General features: G+C 71.8%; 16 protein-coding genes. 3 read left to right on the top strand and 13 right to left on the bottom strand.

Features of this window, described 5'->3' with window-relative positions; genetic code table 11:
* Positions 1–49 precede the first annotated feature (49 nt).
* Together AC1DP1_RS13065 and AC1DP1_RS13060 are read right to left on the bottom strand one after the other, a co-directional pair.
* A complete protein-coding gene (locus AC1DP1_RS13065) occupies positions 50–1,447 on the bottom strand; it encodes a metallopeptidase TldD-related protein (protein ID WP_477507201.1) in 1,398 nt (465 codons plus the stop codon).
* The gene (locus AC1DP1_RS13060) at positions 1,447–2,967 is read right to left on the bottom strand and encodes a TldD/PmbA family protein (protein WP_477507200.1); all 1,521 of its coding nucleotides are present in this window, start codon (positions 2,965–2,967) and stop codon (positions 1,447–1,449) included. Before AC1DP1_RS13060 ends, AC1DP1_RS13065 begins: the two co-directional genes overlap by 1 nt.
* A 218-nt stretch (positions 2,968–3,185) precedes the next feature.
* Between AC1DP1_RS13060 and AC1DP1_RS13055 the strand changes: the two genes are divergently transcribed.
* A complete protein-coding gene (locus AC1DP1_RS13055) occupies positions 3,186–3,662 on the top strand; it encodes a GtrA family protein (RefSeq protein WP_477507199.1) in 477 nt (158 codons plus the stop codon).
* 28 nt (positions 3,663–3,690) lie between these two features.
* Here the strand turns inward: AC1DP1_RS13055 and AC1DP1_RS13050 are convergent, their stop codons facing one another.
* From AC1DP1_RS13050 to AC1DP1_RS13015, 8 genes are all read right to left on the bottom strand, one after another.
* A complete protein-coding gene (locus AC1DP1_RS13050; protein ID WP_477507198.1) occupies positions 3,691–4,281 on the bottom strand; it encodes a GNAT family N-acetyltransferase in 591 nt (196 codons plus the stop codon).
* 27 nt (positions 4,282–4,308) lie between these two features.
* The gene (locus AC1DP1_RS13045) at positions 4,309–5,139 is read right to left on the bottom strand and encodes a class I SAM-dependent methyltransferase (RefSeq protein WP_477507197.1); all 831 of its coding nucleotides are present in this window, start codon (positions 5,137–5,139) and stop codon (positions 4,309–4,311) included.
* A gap of 113 nt (positions 5,140–5,252) precedes the next feature.
* Positions 5,253–5,852: a hypothetical protein gene (locus AC1DP1_RS13040; RefSeq protein ID WP_477507196.1), complete on the bottom strand. Its 600-nt coding sequence runs from the start codon at positions 5,850–5,852 to the stop codon at positions 5,253–5,255.
* A 188-nt stretch (positions 5,853–6,040) separates the two neighbouring features.
* Complete coding sequence (locus tag AC1DP1_RS13035; RefSeq protein WP_477507195.1) at positions 6,041–6,706, bottom strand: AIM24 family protein; 666 nt, start codon at positions 6,704–6,706, stop codon at positions 6,041–6,043.
* Positions 6,707–7,059: 353 nt separating this feature from the next.
* Positions 7,060–9,396, bottom strand: a complete 2,337-nt coding sequence (locus tag AC1DP1_RS13030; RefSeq protein ID WP_477507194.1) for an aminotransferase class III-fold pyridoxal phosphate-dependent enzyme — start codon at positions 9,394–9,396, stop codon at positions 7,060–7,062.
* Positions 9,397–9,465: 69 nt separating this feature from the next.
* Positions 9,466–12,450, bottom strand: coding sequence for an AAA family ATPase (locus tag AC1DP1_RS13025; protein ID WP_477507193.1), 2,985 nt, complete (start codon positions 12,448–12,450; stop codon positions 9,466–9,468).
* On the bottom strand, positions 12,447–13,640 hold the full coding sequence (locus AC1DP1_RS13020; RefSeq protein WP_477507192.1) for an exonuclease SbcCD subunit D: 1,194 nt from the start codon (positions 13,638–13,640) through the stop codon (positions 12,447–12,449). The genes AC1DP1_RS13025 and AC1DP1_RS13020 overlap by 4 nt, the downstream gene beginning before the upstream one ends.
* Before the next feature lie 59 nt (positions 13,641–13,699).
* Positions 13,700–14,524: a formate dehydrogenase accessory sulfurtransferase FdhD gene (locus tag AC1DP1_RS13015; RefSeq protein WP_477507191.1), complete on the bottom strand. Its 825-nt coding sequence runs from the start codon at positions 14,522–14,524 to the stop codon at positions 13,700–13,702.
* A 172-nt stretch (positions 14,525–14,696) separates the two neighbouring features.
* Here AC1DP1_RS13015 and AC1DP1_RS13010 point away from each other — a divergent pair, with 172 nt between their 5' ends.
* Both AC1DP1_RS13010 and AC1DP1_RS13005 read left to right on the top strand, forming a co-directional pair.
* Positions 14,697–14,840: a hypothetical protein gene (locus AC1DP1_RS13010; RefSeq protein ID WP_457192341.1), complete on the top strand. Its 144-nt coding sequence runs from the start codon at positions 14,697–14,699 to the stop codon at positions 14,838–14,840.
* Between the two features lie 82 nt (positions 14,841–14,922).
* Positions 14,923–15,351, top strand: coding sequence for an OsmC family protein (locus AC1DP1_RS13005; protein ID WP_457192343.1), 429 nt, complete (start codon positions 14,923–14,925; stop codon positions 15,349–15,351).
* A 27-nt stretch (positions 15,352–15,378) separates the two neighbouring features.
* On the opposite strand, the gene AC1DP1_RS13000 is transcribed toward AC1DP1_RS13005, so the two are convergent.
* Genes AC1DP1_RS13000 through AC1DP1_RS12990 form a run of 3 tightly spaced genes read right to left on the bottom strand, consistent with a single transcriptional unit; the run spans position 15,379 to position 18,726 of the window.
* The gene (locus AC1DP1_RS13000; RefSeq protein ID WP_457192345.1) at positions 15,379–16,110 is read right to left on the bottom strand and encodes a peptidylprolyl isomerase; all 732 of its coding nucleotides are present in this window, start codon (positions 16,108–16,110) and stop codon (positions 15,379–15,381) included.
* 25 nt (positions 16,111–16,135) lie between these two features.
* A complete protein-coding gene (locus AC1DP1_RS12995) occupies positions 16,136–16,975 on the bottom strand; it encodes an aldo/keto reductase (RefSeq protein ID WP_457192347.1) in 840 nt (279 codons plus the stop codon).
* A 35-nt stretch (positions 16,976–17,010) separates the two neighbouring features.
* Positions 17,011–18,726 carry a cation:proton antiporter gene (locus AC1DP1_RS12990; protein WP_477507190.1) on the bottom strand — a complete coding sequence of 572 codons (1,716 nt, stop codon included), beginning with the start codon at positions 18,724–18,726 and terminating at the stop codon, positions 17,011–17,013.
* Positions 18,727–18,740 lie beyond the last annotated feature (14 nt).

Raw genomic sequence — 18,740 nt, 5'->3', positions numbered from 1 at the left:
GCTCGTCCGGTGTGACCCGCACATCCTGCTGCCTGAAGGGCGGCGGAGGCTAGACCCCCTGGCTCACGCTCGACATGTTGAAGTCGGGGATCCGCAGGGCGGGCGTGGCCGTGCGGGAGAAGTAGTCGTCGCCCCACTCGCGGCTGAAGCTCGGCACCGTCGCGGTGGCGGCGCTGAACCGGTTGAGCAGGTCGATCGGGCTCTCGTTCCAGCGGAAGTTGTTGGCCGCGCCGACGATCTCGCCGTCCTCGACGACGTAGACGCCGTCGCGGGTCAGTCCGGTGAGCAGCATCGTCTGCGGGTCGACCTCGCGGATGTACCACAGGCAGGTCAGCAACAGACCGCGCTGCGTGCCGGCGATCATGTCCTCGATCGTGCCGGCACCGTCGCCCACCTCGAGGACGAGGTTGTCGATCATCGGGGTCACCGGCTGGCCGGTCATCCCGGCGGAGTGGCGGGTCTGGAGCAGGCCGGTCAGCAGGCCGTCGCGAATCCAGTCGGTGCGCTCGAGGGCCAGGCCGTTGTCGAAGACGGAGTCCGTGTTGTCGGACGCGCCGGCGATGGCGAACGGGGCGCACTCGAGTCCCGGGTGGGCCGGGTCGGAGAAGAGGCTGACGCCGGGGGCGGCGACCTTGTCACCGATCCGTGTGCCGCCACCGCGGCGGCTGTAGACCGACTCGCCCTCGTGGGCGACGCGGGCGCCGGCGCCCCAGTAGGCGTCGATCATCAGGTCGGCGACCGACGACGGCGGCAGGATGGTGTCGTAGCGCCCGGCGGGCAGGTCGATGCGGCGCTCGGCCCAGGCGAGGCGCTGGGCGACCGTAGCGGCCATCGCCGCGGCGTCGACGTCGCGGAAGTCGCGGGTCGCGCCACCGGTCCAGGCGCTCCGGGTGAGTGAGGTGTCCTTGCCGGTGCAGGCGTAGTGCCCGGTCGGCTGCACGTGCCGCAGGCGGAGGCCGCGGCTCGACCCGAGGTAGGTGGTGGCGACGTCGTGGTTGACGAAGCCGTAGAGCAGGCGGTCCTCGCCGGAGGCCTGGGCGAACGCCTCGCCGAGGGCCGGTGCGAACGCGTCGTAGACGCCGATGTCGGTGGTCTCCGGCTCGGTGTCCCAGTCCGGCGAGGTGGAATCGGCGACGAGCTCGGCCGCGTCCTCCGCGGCGGATCCGGCGCGAGCGGCCGCGTCGGCGGCCTGGACGAGGGCGGTGACCTGCTCGGGCGTGGAGGCGCTGCCGGACACCGAGCCCGTGGCGACGCCGCCCTGCACGGCGGCGAAGCTGATCACGGTCACCGACACCTCGGTCATCACGCCGTTGGTCGTCAGCGTGTTGTTGGCCCAGCGCAGGTTTGCGCTGGTGACGTCGCGGACGATGGTGATGCAGTCGTCGGCGGTCGAGGACGCGAGCGCGTGCTCGACCAGCTGCTGGGGGGTGCTGCGCTGTGAGGTCATCAGTGGCCCGCCTCGTCGATGGTGTTGAGGATGTTGACCCCGCGGAAGAGGGCGGTGGGGCACCCGTGGCTGACGGCGGCGATCTGCCCGGGCTGGGCCTTGCCGCAGTTGAAGGCGCCGCCGAGGACCCAGGTGTCGGGTCCGCCGACGGCCTCCATGGAGCCCCAGAAGTCGGTCGTGGTGGCCTGGTAGGCCACGTCGCGCAGCATCCCGGCGAGCTTGCCGTCCTCGATCGAGTAGAACCGCTGGCCGGTGAACTGGAAGTTGAAGCGCTGCATGTCGATCGACCACGACTTGTCGCCGACGACGTAGATGCCCCGCTCCACGCGGGAGATCAGGTCGTCGGTGCCGAGGTCGTCGGCGCCGGGCATCAGCGACACGTTGGCCATCCGCTGGATCGGGATGTGGCCGGAGGAGTCGGCGTACGCACAACCGTTGGACCGGCCGTCGTTCAGCTCCGGCTTGAGGTGGCCCATCGAGCGGTCGAGCTGGTAGCCCACCAGCACGCCGTCGCGGACGATGTCCCACTCCTGGGTCCGGACGCCCTCGTCGTCGTAGCCGACCGTCGCCAGACCGTGCTCCTGCGTGCGGTCGCCCCGGACGTTCATCACGGGGGAGCCGTACTGGAGGTTGCCGAGCTTGTCGTAGGTCGCGAAGGACGTGCCGGCGTAGTTGGCCTCGTAGCCCAGCGCGCGGTCGAGCTCCGTGGCGTGACCGATCGACTCGTGGATGGTGAGCCACAGGTTGGACGGGTGCACCACGAGGTCGTAGGTGCCGGCCTCGACGCTTGGCGCCTTCAGCTTCTCGGCGAGCAGCTCGGGCACTTCCGCGAGCTCGGCGTCCCAGTCCCAGTGCGCCCCGGTCAGGTACTCCCACCCACGACCCACCGGCGGTGCGACGGAGGCCATCGAGTCGAAGATCCCGGTCTCCGCGTCCTCGCCCGTGGCCTCGAAGCCGGGCTGCAGCCGCACCCGCTGCTGGGTGGTCCGGGTGCCGCTGAGGTCGGCGTAGTACTTGTTCTCCTGCACCTGCTGCAGGAAGGCAGTCGCGTGGGCGACGGCCGTGCCGGTGCGCAGGCGCTCGGTCCAGTCGACCAGCAGCGCGCCCTTCTCCGGAGTGGGTACGTCGAGCGGGTTGATGTCGTAGCCGGAGACCCAGGTGACGTCGTCGTGCACCGGCTCGGGCGCCAGCTCGACGGGCGTCGTGGTCATCGTCGCGGCCACCCGCGCCACCGCCACGGCCGTCTCGGCGACGCGACGGGCCTCGTCGTCGGTCAGGACGACGCCGGAGGCGAAGCCCCAGGCGCCCTGGTGGACGACGCGGACGGCGAAACCGAGGTCCTCGGCGTCGCTCGCGGTCTGGAGCACGCCGTCGCGGGCACCGAGGTACTGGTAGCGGTTGCGCTCGAACCGGAAGTCCGCATGGCTGGCGCCCAGCTCCTGGGCGCGGGCGAGGGCCACCTCGCCGAGCCGGCGGTGCGGCAGGTCGCTGAAGGTCGGGTCGAGCCCGGGCGCACTCATGGCGTCGAACCTATCGGAGGGTGTGCGCGCTGCCCCGTCACCTCCGCTCGACGCGTCGCCGGCACCGGGCTGGAACGTCATGGGTCCTGGTCGTCCCAGCAGCCGCCCACCATGACGTTGCCGGCTTCGCCTGCGCCTCGACCAGAACGTCCGGATGCCCGGATCTGCCGATGAGTGCTCGCTCGGGCAGGATGTCCGCCATGCCGTGCCCAGAGGTCGTGACCGGCGCGATGGCACGTCGGCGGTCGGTCTTCGTGCAGCTTGTCGTCTTTGCCAGTGTGGGCGCTGCATTCAACGTGCTCTACGGACTGCTCTACCTCGTCCTCCGCGAGCAGCTCAGCGCCCAGCCGGCGAACGCTCTCGCGCTCATCCTGTCGACGATCGCTGGAACGTTCGGGCACCGCTACGTCACCTTTGGCGTGCGTGGCACGGACCGAACCGTGCAGCACCAGGCGCTCGGGCTTGCCCTTCTGGGCTTCAGCCTGGCCGTGACGGCAGGCTCCCTGTGGCTTCTCGACGCCGTTGTCGCCCAACCGACTCGCCAGCAGGAGCTGGTCGTCCTCATCGCGACGAACCTGGGCACGGGGTTGGTGCGTTTCTTCCTGTTCCGATTGGCGATGGTCGGCCAGCGGGGCGCGGCTCATGCAGACGAGACGACCGGGTTGGAGCCTTCGCCCACCCGACCTCGGCCGTAGCCGGCGCATGGACAGGGACGGGAAACGCTCAGTTGCTGTTCGATGTGGAAGGCGACCACCTGGCACGCGGGAGCTCGTAGGCCACCTCGCCGTGCTGCCAGCCAGGAACCTGTTGCCTGTCCGGAGACGCCGCCCACGCGGCGTACTGCGTCATCCCCAGCTTCTCCAGCACGCGACGCGATCCGGTGTTCGCCGCCATCGTGGAGGCGACAGCTCGGTCAATGTCCGGGCACGAGAACGCCTGGCGGATCATCGCCTGCGCCCCCTCCGTGGCAAGTCCGCGGCCCCAGCTCGCGGGGCGCAGTCGATAGCCGATGCCAGAGATGTCGGACTGTCCTTCGAATGACGACGCCGACCACCAGCCAACGAAGGTGCCAGCCTCGAAACCGGCCCAGTATCCGAGTCCGCGCCCTGCATCGCTCTGGTGGGCAAGGCGCTGCCGCCACTCAGCGGCGGACTCGTCAGGGCTTGCGGGGCGCCCTCGAACGTAGGACATGACTGCTGGGTCGGAGTTCAGGTCGACCAGCAGGTCCAGGTCCCCGACTCCGACTGGTCGGAGCACGAGACGACCTGTGGACAGGGAGGGAAGCTCACACAGCTCCGATGCGTGGTCGACCACGCGGCGACCATAGCGCTCGGAGAGTTCTCAACGACGTTCGATCAGACCGTCCCCACGGGCCGATGATGATGCACGGGTCCCGTCCGCCGGCTGGTCGAGGACCGCCACCCACAGCTCCTCGGCCGGCCACGCCGTCGCCCACTCGGGCGACACGATCTCGTAGAAGGGGTGGTCGTGTCCGTCGGCCGGCGCGTAGAGCTCGTGCATCGCCTCCACGACGAAGCCGGAACGGCGCAGCTGCCTGATCCACTCACCGTGCGATGGATGGAACTCGAATCCGCCGCCCGGCCACTGAACCCGGTGGACCTCGCGCTGCCCGCGGAGTAGCCGGTCCTGCGCCACGCCGCCCTCGGCAGGAACGCACAGCGTCGACAGGTTGCTGTTGGTCAGGAAGGCCAGCCGACCGCCGGGGCGCAACAGCCTCGCCGCCTCGGGCAGCCAGCGCTCCGGGTCGCACCAGGCGGCCGCGCCGTGTTCGCTCACGATGAGGTCGAACTGCCCGCTGACCAACGGGATCCGCTCCGCGTCACCCTGGACCAGGGGGAAGTCGGGGCCGAGCTGGGCCTGGAGCCGCCGTGCCGTGCCGAGCTGATCACTGGAGAAGTCCAGTGCGACCGGCCGGGCACCTGCCCGTGAAAGCCAGGCGGCGACGTAGCCGGTGCCGCAGGCAAGGTCGAGGACGTCCAGACCGCGAACGTCGCCCAGGACGCCCAGCTGCTCCTCCGGTACGGCGAACAGTCCCCACGCCATCTCCGCCCGGCGCCACATGCTCTCGGCGGCGGCATCGGTGTATCGCTCGTTCACGATCGCCCAGAGCCTCCGGTTCGCGGCGATCTCTGCAGCTCTGTCGTCCGTCACCGATTCAGTCTCTCAACATCCACGGAGCCAGCAGGTGCTGCTCGGCCAGTGGCCGTACGCAGAAGCGGCGAAAGTCCGCGTCGGCCGCGCTGCGGGCACGACCCGACGCATGGTCAGCGCGGGGCAGGCGTCTCGTTCGGTCCACCCTGCTCGATCTCCACGTCGGCGCCCAGCTCGACGACGGGTGGGGTCGTCGTGAGGCTCAGTCGCGGATCGGCCACGAGGGCGGCCAGGTCAGCCAGCGGCACGCCGAGGTCGAGGTCGCGCGGATCGTCGGTGACGGAGGCTCCACTCACTTTCACCAAGACGTCCTCCTCCAGACGGCGGTCGATGACGTAGACGACCCCGGGGTCCTCCTCAGGTTCGAGCTGCTGCCACGCGATCGTCACCTCGTGACCGTCAACGGAGTCGGTTACGCACTCATCGAAGAACGCGGCCGTGGCACATACCAGCGGACTCGTGCTGGTGGGCGCCACGCCGACGGTGAGCGACACGCCGGCATACTCGAGCCACACGCCCGTGGACTGGTCCCCGAGCCCGCGAGCCAGGACCTCCGACTCCGCGATGCGCCTCGGCTCCACGTGGACGTGCTCTTGCACGATGGCAGCAATCGCCGCGGGCGTGATCGGTTCATCACCGGGGACCTCGGTGTCGCCTGCGCCGCAACCGGCGAGCAGCACACAGACCATCACCACTACCGTCCCCCGTGTCATCCGGCGAGGGTACGGCGGTCGTCGCCAACGCCACCGGCACGCAGCCAGAAGTCAGCTTGGTCGACCTGACCTGGCGTACCCACCTCGACCAGCTGGAGTTCCTCGTCGAGAGCCCCACACTTCGCCGTTGCGCTCAACGCGGGAATCAGTGCTGCACTCGGACGAGCGGTCACCGTCGTAGCCCACCATCAGTGGCTGTGAGGAGCCACCGCCCGACCCTCGCTGGCCTGGACGACGACGAACCCCTGTCCGCTGAACTCGAGCTGGAAGGCCTCTCCCGAGCCACGGCCGATGAGTGCACCGGCGCCAGCGGTGCGCCGTACGGCCGTGCTCAGCGACGAAGACCACGCGATCGCTGCCTGGATGTCGGCGTACGTCGGCGCGTCGACGTCGAGGACGACAGGACTGCCGTGCGAGGTGATCGCGACGGTGCCGGTGCCGGTGAACGTGGTGTTGAAGACGCCGCCGGCCATCATCGATGCCCCCTCGACCCGCTTGATGTCCCACGCGAGGGTGGAGTCGAAGGCAAGGACATTGCTGCCGTTGACCGTCAAGGCGTCGTTCTCGAGGTTGACGAGGTGGATCTCCATCGCGTCGTCGGCGAAGAACACGTCACCGCGTCCCGAGACCTTCATCAAGGGCATGCCCTCGCCGGTGAAGGTCTTCTTGAGGAACTTCCCCATGCCGCCCGCGCCTTGGTAGGCGAAGTCGACCTGGCCCTGGTACGCGACCATCGCGCCTTGTCGCCCCATCACCTCGCCATCGAGGGCTACGCGGAGCATGCGTGGGTTCTGCAAGGCGAACCGGCCGGTGCCGGCAGACTCGAGGTTCGTGCCGAACAGTTCGCTGCGCATGGGTCTCCTCTGAGCTGTGGTGGACGTCAGTGCGTGGGGCAGGCACCCGCTCCAACGTAGCGGTGGGGCCACGGGTTCCAGACGGAGACGAGCTGACCGTTCGATCTGCCGATGGCAGCGCGCATCCGTCATCCTTGACCTGTGGACCCCGCGAACGACTACGAACGTCTTGTCCGGGACCTCGACGGGTGGACCTCGGCCTCACAACCGGCGCCAGGGCGCATCCGGGTGAAGGTCCCGCAAGCCGGGCGCGGCGAGTGGGTGATCCACGACCGTCACGGCGTGGAGCGGAGATTCGGCGATTACCCGGAAGGCTCTTCCCGACACTGAGGTGCCTCCGTGGACCCGCTGGGTCAGGTGTCCCGGCCGGTCAGCACGTCGCGAAGCGCCGACACCAGGTGGTCGGCGTGACGCTCGGCGAGAACCAGAGGGGGGCGGACCTTGAGGACGTCGCCGCGAGGGCCGGTGTTGCTCATGAGGACGCGCCGAGCCTTCATGGCTTCGACGATGTCGATGACGGGGCGGGTGGGTCCGTCGCGCACGACCTCGATGCCGGCGATGAGCCCAGATCCACGGGTGCGGACGTCGACGCCGATGTGGTCGGCCATGTCGGCGATCTCGGACCGGAGGTGGTCGCCGACGGTGGCGCTTCGGGCGATCAGGTTCTCGTCCTCGATGATGTCGAGGACGGTGAGTGCGGCGGCGGCCGAGACGGGGTTGCCGCCGAAGGTGGAGAAGTACTCGTCAAAGGCGAGGAACGTGTCGACGATGTCGCGGCGGGTGACGAGTGCGGCGATGGGGTGTCCGTTGCCCATCGGTTTGCCGAGGGAGACGAAGTCGGGGGTGAAACCCATCCCGGCGAAGCTCCACAGGTGCCGGCCGGAGCGGCCGAACCCGGCCTGGACCTCGTCGGCGAGGAAGAGCCCGCCGGCGGCGTGGACGGTGTCCGCGAGGCCGGCGACGAAGCCGGCGGAGGGGTCAAGGATGCCGCCGCTGGTGAACAGCGGGTCGGCGAGCGCGAGCGCGAGCTCGTGCCCCTGCTCCGCCAGGTCGCCCACGCCGGCTCGCACCCGGTCAGTGGCGTCCTCGCGTCCCGGGCGCCGGAGCATTCCATCGCTGGCAGGGATGGGCGCCGGAGCGGGGTAGGTGGCGATGCCGTCGGGCCGGTAGCCGTTGCGCCAGGTGTTGGAGGACTGGCGGGCGGTGACGGTGGAGACGCCGTGGTAGCTGGAGTCGCTGACGAGAGCCCCGGTGCGGCCGGTGTAGTGGGTGGCCAGGCGCCAGGCGAGGTCGTTGGCCTCGCTGCCGGAGCTCATGAAGACGACGGTGTCGAGCCCGGGCGGCATGGTGGCGACGAGGCGTTCGGCCAGCTCGACGGTGTTCGCGTGCAGGTAGCGGGAGTTGACGTTGAGTCGCTCCTGCTGGGTGGCGATGGCGCGGGCGACGGCCGGGTGGGCGTGGCCGAGCACGGGCACGTTGTTGTAGCTGTCGAGGTACGCGGTGCCGTCGGCGTCGTAGAGCCACACGCCCTCGCCACGGACGATGTGGAGTGGCCGGTCGTAGAACAGCGGGGACAGGGTGCCGCCCATCGAGCGTTGCCGCCGCTCGTGCAGGTCGTGCGCCGGCTCGGTGGTGGAGCGGCCGCGGGCCAGGCCAGTGGCCCGGGCGATGGCGACGTCGTAGCGGTCCCGTTCGGACCACAGGCGGGTGAGGGCGCGGACGCTGCCGTCGGCCATCGCCGCGGCGGTGGCCGCGTGATCGGCATCGCCGCTGACGAGGGTGGCGGTGATGAGCAGGGAGGCAGCCAGCCGCGCGAGCACCAGGTCGCCCAGGACTTCGACCTCTCCCTCCTCGAGGGGCTGGACGCGCTGGTAGCCGCGGAGGAACTCGATGGTCGCGGCGTAGGGGTCCTCGCGGACGCGGAGGAGGGAGGTGAGGGCGATGGCGAGGTCGGCGACACGGGCGGTGTGGTGCAGGTCGCCGAAGTCGATGACGCCTTCGACGGTGCGCCCGTCGACGGTCATGACGTTGCTGAGGGTGATGTCGCCGTGGAAGGTGCCGGCAGGCAGCCCCGCGGCGCGCGCGGGCAGGTCGCCGAGCCCGTCGAGCACCGCTGCGACCAGGGCCCGGAGGTCGGGGGCCAGTCGGTCGAGCCGGCCGGCGAGCGTGTGGACGCGCCGGGGGTCCCACTCGAGGTCGCGGATGGCGGCCGGGTGCGCGAAGCCATACATCGCCCGGGCGGCCCGCGCGCACGCGCGGCCGAATTCCTCGTCGAACCCGTCGAGCAGCTCGACCTCGTCGGACGCGCTGCCGGCCACCACGGTGATGAGCCGCGCCTGGTGGGTGCGGCCGTCAGTCCCGACGACCTCGGTCACGGGCTGACCGTCGACGGTGGGGTGCAGCGCCGGCACCCGGAGGTCCTCGGTCTGGCGGGCGAACCACGCCATGGCCTGGTTCTCCATGTCGAGCGTCGCGTCGGTCTCCACGACGCCAGACACCTTCAGGACCCACCGCTGGTCGTCGGCGGTGACGAAGAAGTTGCGGTCGCGCTCGCTGCGCAGCGACGTCACGTGACCGGCGACGCCGTAGACGTCAGCGAGCGCCCGCTCCGCCATCGGGACCCCGAACGCGGGGACCTCGGCGTCCAGCACGCCGGTCGAAGGAGTGGGTGAGTCCTCAGGCGTGGTCATGTCGGTGTCCCGTCGGTCCGGTGGGTCAGTCAGCTGAGTGAGGCCGTCGAGTGCTGCGGCGGCACACCCCTACGCGAGGACGAGGCTAGTGCGGCTGCCGTGGCGGCCGCGGTGGACCCGGAGCTGGGTGGGGATGCGCGTCTGCAGCTCGGGCACGTGGCTGACCACGCCGACCACCCGCCCTCCGTCACGGAGCGTGTCGAGGGTGTCCATCACGTCCTCGAGGGTCTCGGCGTCGAGCGAACCGAACCCCTCGTCGACGAAGAGGGTGTCGAGGTCGGCGCCGCCCGCCTCCTGGGTGATCACGTCGGCGAGGCCGAGGGCCAGCGCGAGGGACACGACGAAGGTCTCGCCGCCCGAGAGCGTGGCCGGGTCGCGGCTGTCGCCGGTCCAGTCGTCGCGGACGAGCAGGCTGAGGCCGCCCCGGGTCTCCCCGGCGCCGCGCTGCCCGGTGTGGACCAGGGAGTAGCGCCGGTCGCTCATCGTGGACAGCCGCAGGTTGGCGGCATCGACGACCTGGCCGAGACGGTGGGCCAGGACGTAGGCCGACAGGCGCATCTGGTGTCGGTTGTCGGGGTGCTTGCCCTCGACGAGGGCGGCGAGGTCGGCGACCAGGTCGAGGTCGGCCCGCACCGGGGCCCACGCGGAAAGGGCGGTCCGGACGTCGCCGGTCAGGGCGCGGAGCCGGCCCACGCGCTCGCGCAGGACCAGGTCGCGGTGGCGCGTCGTCGCAGCCTCCTCCTGGGCGCGGCGGTGGGCCTCGGCGAGCAGGTCGAGGTCGGGCGGCTCCGCTGAAGCGGCCACGACGAGGTCGGCGTCGGCGAGCAGCTCATCGGTGCGGGCGAGCTCGCGCTCGTGCCGCTCGACCGTCGCGACGAGCGCGGTGAGCTCGGCCTCGGGGAGCCAGGCGCCCGCCGCGGCCTCCGACGACGGGAACCCCGCCGCGGACGCCGCACCGTCGGCGGCCCGCTGGGTGCTGGCCGCGGACTCGCGAGCGCGGGCGAGGTCGACGGCGGTGTCGGTGCAGCGGCGGGCGACGGCGGCGACCTGCTGGTGGTGCGCGGTCAGGTCGTCGAGGTCGRCCCCGTCGGGCAGGACCGCGCTGACCTGCTCACGCAGCGCGTCGAGGCGCGTGTCGAGGACAGCAGCCTCGGTGTCGAGCCGGGAGGCGGTCGCCGTGAGTTCGTCACGCTGCCGGACGAGGTCGTCCTGCTCACCGAGCAGGGCGTCGAGCCGCGCCGCCAGCGGGTCGACGGTGGCCGCAGCGGCCCGGGCACCACCGAGGCGGGCCAGCGTGTCGGCCTCGGCGGCGAGGAGCGTGTCGAGCGCCTCGCCGGCCTCGGCGACGGCAGCGGCCAGCCGGGGCTCGAGGCCACGCACCTGCTGGGCGTGTGCCTCGACGACGACCTCGAGGTCGTCGACCTCGCGGCCGGCCTTTCGCTCGGTGGCCTCGTCCGGTGCGCCGGACGCAGGAGACGCGGGGGAGGGGTGGTCGGCCGAGCCGCACACCGGGCAACAGGCGCCGACTGCCAGCTTGCGCGCGATCTCGGCGGCCATGCCGTCGAGGCGCTGCTCGCGGATCTCCACGAGCGACTCGCGGGCGAGCAGCCGGGTCTGCGTCGCCACCGCGAGGTCGTGCTGGGCCGCGGCGAGCTCGGTCGCGAGCTCGTCGGCCGAGCGTGCGGCGAGCACCCGCGACCGGATGACCACGAGGTCGCGGTCGAGGGCGGCGACCTGGACCACCGCCTCGCGGGCCGAGGCGAGCCGGGGCTCGAGGTCGGCCAGGGCCTGCGGCACCTGCGCTGCCCGGGTGGCAAGCCGGTCGAGCTCGGCTGCGAGCCCCTCCCGGCTCCGCCCGGCTTGCCGGAGGGCCGACTCGACCTCGGTCACCTGGCGGAGCAGCGGGCGCACGCGGGCGAGGTCGTCGAGCGCGCGGGTGGCACTGCGGTGGTGCTCGGCGACCTGCGAGTCGTCGGGGGTCGTCACTCCGAGCAGCGCGCCCAACGATGCGAGGGACGCAGTGTGGCGCTGCTCGAGGTCGTCGGAGGTGGCTCGCGAGGCGAGCGCGAGGTCATGGAGGGCGCGTACGCCGGCGGCGCGCTGGGCCAGGTCGGCGAGCTGCACGCGGTCGGCGTGTGCCACTGACGCTGCCTCCAGCGCGTCGCGGTCGCGACGTGCCGCAGCATGGGTTGCCTGGAGGGCAGCGAGCTCGGTGCCTGCGGCTCGGGCGTCGGCAGCCGCCGTCTCGGCTGCGGCTGCCGCCTGCGCCCGGGCCGACTGGTCGGCCGATGCCGCCGAGGCGGCGTCAGTCAGCCCGGTCACCCAGTCATCGAGGCAGGAAGGGTCGGCCGGCCAGTCGTCGGGCGCACCGTCGTCGCCGACCTCGCTGACCCGGCTGACCAGGTCGGCGACCGTGTCGCGGTGGGTGTCGGAGGCGCGCCTCAGCCCGACGCGCCGCTCGCGCAACCAGCGCTCGGTGCGGTCGAAGCGCTCCGTCTGGAAGACCTGCTGGAGCAGGGCGTGGCGCTCCTCGGACCGCGCTCGCAGGAAGGCCTGGAACCGTCCCTGCGGGAGCATGGCGACCTGGCAGAACTGGGGGAGAGTCATGCCGACGAGACGGGTGACGAGGTGTCCGGTCTCGTCGAGGCGGGTGCTGAGCGGGTGCCAGAGGTGCTGGCCGTCGTCGGCGGGGCGGCGCTCGGAGATCACGACGCGGGCCTGCTCGGTGGTGGTGCCGGTGCCGCGCTTCTTCGGCCTGGTCCAGGCGGGCGAGCGGTCGATGCGGAACCGTCGGCCGGACAGGGTCGCCTCGAGCACCACCCGAGGAGCGACGTCATCGGCGGCGTGGTCGGACCGCAGCCGCTTGGCGACGGCGCGGTCACCGGGGACGTCACCGTAGAGCGCGAAGCAGACCGCGTCGAGGACGCTGGACTTGCCGGCTCCCGTCGGCCCGCTCAGCAGGAAGAGCCCGGCGTCGGAGAGGGCGTCGAAGTCGATCGAGACCGGATCGGCGAACGGGCCGAAGCCGACCACCTGCAGCTGGTGCAGCCTCACGGAGCACCTGCCGTGCGGGGAGCAGAGGCTGGGGGAGCTCCGACGAGCACGTCCTGGTCGGGGTCGTGGCAGCAGGCGTCGATGGCCTCGCGGAGCAGGGCGGCCTCACCGGGCGTGGCGTCGGACCCGCGCACGTGGCGCACGAAGTCGAGCGAGATGGCGTGGTCGCTCGTGCCGGGCGCGGGCCGGGGAGGGGTCCGGGCGTCGACCGTCGGGGTCGGGAACTGCAGGACCAGCGTGTGGGGGAAGCGTCGGCGCAGCAGCTCCATGGCGCGCAACGGGCGTCGGACGTCGGTCAGGGTGACTTGCACCCAGTCGTCCTCGTGGGTGGTGAGCGTCGGGTCGCCGAGCAGCTCGTCGAGCGTGCCTGAGAGCCGGGCCAGCCGACGGGGGACCGGTGCGTCGACCCAGGTCGCGGACGCGAACCCGGTGGCGTCGAGGTCGACGATCCACGAGCCCTTGGCCTGGTCGGCCTCGGAGAAGGAGTAGGCCAGCGGGGAGCCGGAGTAGCGCAGCCGCTCGTCGAGCACGTGGGGGCCGTGGAGGTGGCCGAGGGCGGTGTAGTCGATGTCGTCGAAGAGGCTGGTCGCGACCCGGGACACCCCGCCGACACTGATGTCCCGCTCGGACTCCGAGGGGGTCGCGCCGGCGACGAAGGCGTGCGCCAGCACCACGCTGCGGGTGGAGGCGGGGCGCGCGCCGAGGTCGGACCGGACCCGCGTCATGGCCTCGGACAGGGCAGCCTCGTGGCTGCGGCGGCCGAGCGCCCACGGCTCGAGCAGCGCCGAGGGATCGAGGTAGGGGATCGCGTGGATCGCCACGTCCCCGTGCTGGTCGGCGAGCACGACGGGGGTGCCGACCGAGGACGCGTCGGTGCGGACGAAGACACCTGCGGCGTCCATCAGGCGCGAGCCGAAACCGAGGCGCCGCGCGCTGTCGTGGTTGCCGCTGCTCACCACGACGCGTGCCCGGGAGGCAGCGAGCCGGGCGAACGCCTCGTCGGCCAGGGCGACCGCGTCGACGTGGGGGAGGGCACGGTCGTAGACGTCTCCCGAGACCACGACCACGTCGACGCCCTCCGCGGCGACGACCTCGAGGAGGTGGTCGACGAACGCCCCCTGGTGGCCCAGCAGGTCCTCGCGGTGGAAGGACCTCCCCAGGTGCCAGTCGGAGGTGTGGAGGATGCGCACGGGACGACCGTAGATCGCGGCACCGACAGGGCCGTCCCACCACGCCGCGCGGGGTCCGGTCAGTAGCGCACGGTGCGCCCTGCGGAGGTGAAGCCCCACAGGTCGATGCCGGCCTCGGCGGCCAGCTGGGCAGCCAGGCTGGTCGGCGCGCCGACCGCCACGATCGACCCGATGCCGGCGGCCGCGGCCTTCTGCACGAGCTCGAAGCCGACCCGCCCGCTGAGCACCAGGCATGCCGAGGCAGCCGGGTCGCCGGCGAGCACCCGCGCCCCGACGACCTTGTCGACGGCGTTGTGACGCCCGACGTCCTCGCGCACCACGGAGAGCGTGCCGAGCTCGTCGGCCAGCCCGGCTGCGTGCACGCCGCCCGTCCGGGCGAACAGGGTCTGACGCTCGCGCAGCGCCTCCGGCAGTCGTCGTACGACGGACGCGTCGGGGCGCGGACCCGCCCACGGTCGCGCCGTCCTGGTCGCGAGCGCCTCGACCACGCTGTCCTTGCCGCACACCCCGCAGGCGGACGAGCCCGAAGAGGCGCTCTCGTGCCGGTGGGGGAGCGACGTCAGGCCGTTGACGTTCACCGTCACGACGTTGAACTCCTGCTCGGGGTCGAGGTCGTCGTCGGTGCAGTAGGCGACCTGGCTGATCGACGACGGCGCCGCGAGCCCCTCGTTGACGAGCCAGCCGGCGGCGAGCTCGAAGTCGTGCCCGGGCGTGCGCATGGTCACCCACGCGCGGCGGGGCTCCAGGCTCCCGGCGCGCACCCGGATCTCGAGCGGTTCCTCGGTGATGAGCCGGTCCTCGCGGGCCAGCTCCGAGGCGTCGGTGTGCTCCACCACACGCGTCCGGACCGATGGTCCGGGCCGTCGCGCTCGCTGGGTCGTCACGCCACGACACTAGCCCGCGGACGCGTCCGGCTGGTGGCCGAGATCACCCCTTCGAGGATGCCGGACGGAAAGCTACCGGTCCGTAGGATGTAAGAGCCGCAACGGAGCGGTTAGTTCTTACATCTCTTGCTCATCACGTGAGGGCCAGAGGCCCTCGAGAGGACAGATATCCATGACCACGCAGCTGCACCTGGCCCTCAGCCTCGTCGATCAACGAGCGCGCTCCACCGAGGACCGAGCGCTCCAGCGCAACGTGGAGATCGCCCTCCGTGAGGAGCGTCGAGCCCGACGCGCCGCGCGACGCGTCACCCGCTGACCCCCCTGCGAGGTAGTCCGCGGAGACCCCACCGTCGGGGACCGAACACCCTGCCCGAGCGTGCTCTGGCAGGGTGTTCGCCATGACGGACGACACGCTGCGCAGCGTCGAGCTCACCCGCATCGGCCCGGCCAGGTTCAAGGCGACCAACGCCCGCGGCGGCGAGACCTTCTTCGGGACCGGGGGAGAGGACCCCGACTTCACGCCCATCGAGCTGCTGCTCGCCGCGATCGCAGGGTGCAGCGCTCTCGACGTCGAGGCCATCACGCACAAGCGCACCTCCAGCACGACGTTCGACGTGCATGCCGAGGGGCACAAGGTGCGTGACGCGGAGGGCAACCACCTCACCGGTATCAGGGTGTCGTTCGACCTCGCGTTCCCCGAGGGGCCGGACGGCGATGCCGCACGTGACCGCGTGCAGGCGGCCATCGAGATGTCGCACGACCGGCTGTGCACGGTCTCGCGGACCGTGCAGCTCGGCGCGGACGTGGTCTACGACCCGGTGTCGTGACTCAGGTCGCCGGCGAGGAGAGCGGCGTCAGCCGACGGTGACCTTCTCGATGGTGACGTCCTTGTTGGGGGCGCCTCCACCGGCGGGGTGTGCACCGTCGTTGCCCTCGGCCGCGATCGCGTCGATGGTCTCGAGGCCGGCCTCGTCGATGGTGCCGAAGACGGTGTAGTTCGGGGGGAACTGCGAGTCGCGGAAGACGAGGAAGAACTGCGACCCGTTGGTGTCCGGGCCGGCGTTGGCCATGGCGAGCGTGCCGGCCGGGTAGGTCTCGTCACCGCTCAGCTCGTCGGCGAAGGAGTAGCCGGCCCCGCCGGAACCGGTGCCGGTCGGGTCGCCGCACTGCAGGATCCCGAAGCCGTCCTGGTCACCGATCCGCGGGCACGGCGTGTCGTCGTAGAACCCCTGCTCGGCGAGCGAGACGAACGAGTGCACCGTGCACGGCGCGGTTGCCGCGTCGAGGGTCAGGCCGATGTCGCCGAAGTTCGTCGTGATCGTCGCGGACGCGGTGCCCTCGGAGGGAGCCTCGGCGTCGGGAGCGTCGACGTCGCGCGCCGGCTCCTGGCCGTCCTCGGGGTAGTCGCAGGTGGTCGTCGCGCCGGAGGCCTCCGGCGACTCCTCGGGCGACGCGTCGGTCGACTCGCTCGTGGTCTCGGACGCCGCGGGGTCGGCCGCGGTGTCCTTCCCGTCCGCTTCGTTGCCGCACGCGGAGAGGGCGAGGACGGACAGGCAGGCGGCCACGGTGGCGAGTCGCTTCAGCATGCGGGTGATGGTAGCCAGCGCCCTGTCACATCTCCTCGTGGGTGTCCGGGTCGCCGCCGAAGAGGCGGCCGTCGGGCTCGGCGAGCCCGGAGATCGCCGCGACCTCGTCGTCGGTGAGCTCGAAGCCGAACACGTCGAGGTTCTGCGCCTGGCGGGCGGGGTCGGCCGACTTCGGGATCGGGAGCGAGCCCAGCTCGACGTGCCAGCGCAGGACGACCTGGCCGGGGGAGACGCCGTGCGCCTCGGCGGCCGTCCGGACGGCGTCCTCCTCGAGGGGCGCGCGCCGCTTGCCCATGGGGCTCCACGCCTCGGTGCGGATGCCGAGGCGCTCGTGGACCTCGCGCATGTGCGCCTGCGGGAACCTCGGGTGCAGCTCGACCTGGTTGACCGCCGGCGTCACGCCCGTGTCGTCGATGATGCGCTCGAGGTGCTCCTCGGTGAAGTTGGAGACGCCGATGGACCGCACCAGGCCGTCCTTCTGCAGCTGCACCAGCGCCCGCCACGCCTCGACGTACGACCCCTGGCTCGGGTTGGGCCAGTGGATGAGGTGGAGGTCCGTGCGCTCGAGCCCGAGGCGGCCCAGCGACTCGCGCACCGACGCGATCGCAGCGTCGTACGCGTGGTGGCGGCCGGGGATCTTGCTGGCGACGACCAGCTCGTCACGGGGGACCCCGGAGCGGCGGACGGCCTCGCCGACCTCCACCTCGTTCTCGTAGTTCACCGCGGTGTCGACGAGCCGGTAGCCGGCCTCGATGGCGGTGCGGATGGCCTCGGTGCCGTCGTCGCCACGCAGCGGGTAGGTGCCGAAGCCGATCGCGGGGATGCTCGTGCCGTCGTTGAGGTCGTACGTCGGGATGTGGGCCATGGGCCCCAACCTAGGTCGCCCGGCAAGCGGGCGCCTCAGCGTTCGAGCTGGAGCTCCTGGGCGTCGATGAGTGCTGACGCGCGGGTCAGCGCCGCCGTGCTGTAGGCGCCGATCGCGCGTTCCTCGTGCAGCGCGTCGCGCATCAGCGCGATGATCTGGCGGTGCAGGAGCACCCGCTGCGAGGCCAGGGTCACGGCCTCCGGACCCCTCTCGGTGCGGGCGTCGCGGACGCGCTCCAGCCAGGCCAGCGTCTCGCTGGCGACGTCCGGGTCGATCGGGGTGCCGTCGATGACGATCCGGTCCGTGGGTCCCATGGCGGCGGCCGCGGTGGCGGTGATGTCGTTCACGAGCTCGGCCACCTCGGCACGCTGCCGGTCCGGGTCGACACCCGAGACGCCCAGCGTGCGGATCAACCACGGCAGGGTGCCGCCGTAGAGGAGGAGCGAGACGACCGCCACGACGAACGCGACCGTGATCAGCAACGTCCGCTCGTCGACCTCCGGGCCGATCGTGAGGGCGGCGGCGAGCGTGACGACGCCTCGCATCCCGGCCCACGACAGGACCGCACCACCGCGCGCGGTGATCGGCTCGCTCTCCTGGTAGGCGACGTCGGCCCGGCCGCGCTCGATCCGGCGCCGGAACTGCGACATGCGGTGCTGACCACGGGGGCTGTCGACGCGCGGTCCGCCCTCCTGCGCCATCGTGTCGACGCGGTGGCTGATGCGCGTGAGCCGCTGGCGCACGGCATCGAGTCGCGGTCGGCGTCGCCGTTCGAGGAGCACCTGGACGCCGACGAAGCCGATCCGCAGGACGAGCAGCAGGAGGAGGACCAGGGCGGCGGTCCCCAGCACCTCGGGCAGGCTGCTGGACGAGTCGTCGAGGTCGCGCAGGAGTGACTCGAGCTGCAGGCCCATCAGGAGGAAGACCCCGTTCTCGACGAGGAACTGGATCGTCAGCCAGTTGGTGCGCTCGGTGAGGCGCTCGCGGGCGCTGAAGGTCCGCACGCCGTGGTGCCCGGTGACCAGGCCCGCCACGACCACGGCCACCACGCCCGACGCCTGGGCCTCCTCGGCTGGCAGGAACGCCAGGAACGGCACGATGAAGCTGACCGCGGTCATGAGGACCGGGTCGTCCAGCTTGCTCCGCAGCCAGACGGTCGAGCGGCCCACGACGTAGCCGATGAGGACGGCGAGCGCGACCGCGCGGACGAAGTCGAGGACCGCGTCGCCCAGGCTGAAGCCCGCGGTGATGGCCAGCAGTGCCGTCCGCAGCACGACCAGGGCGGAGGCGTCGTTGAACAGGCTCTCGCCCTCCAGCACCGTCATCAGGCGGTGGGGGAGCCCGAGGCGCTTGCCGATCGCAGTGGCGGCGACCGCGTCCGTCGGGCTGACGACGGCGCCCAGTGCCACGCCGGCCGCGAAGGAGACGTCGGGCACGACGAGGTGCACGACGGCACCGACGGCGAGCGCTGAGACGACGACCAGGGTGACCGAGAGCCACGTGATCATGCCGATGCTCCGGCGCAGGTCGATGACGGGCACCTGGACCGCGGTGGCGTACAGCAGCGGCGGCAGGGCTCCGAGGAGGATCCAGTCGGGCTCCAGCTCGAAGTCGGGCGTGCCCGGCACGAGGCTGAAGGCGATGCCGAGGACCAGCAGGACCAGGGGAGTGGCGATCCCGGTGCGCCGGGACAGCACGGCCGCCACGACGATCGCCATCAGGGCGGCGACGGCGAGGGTCAGCAGCTCCACGCCCGTCAGGGTAG

The organism is Nocardioides sp. P4_G10 (assembly GCF_056401175.1).
Note: the sequence above shows the minus strand (reverse complement) of the source record. Positions and strands in the feature narration are given on the sequence as shown.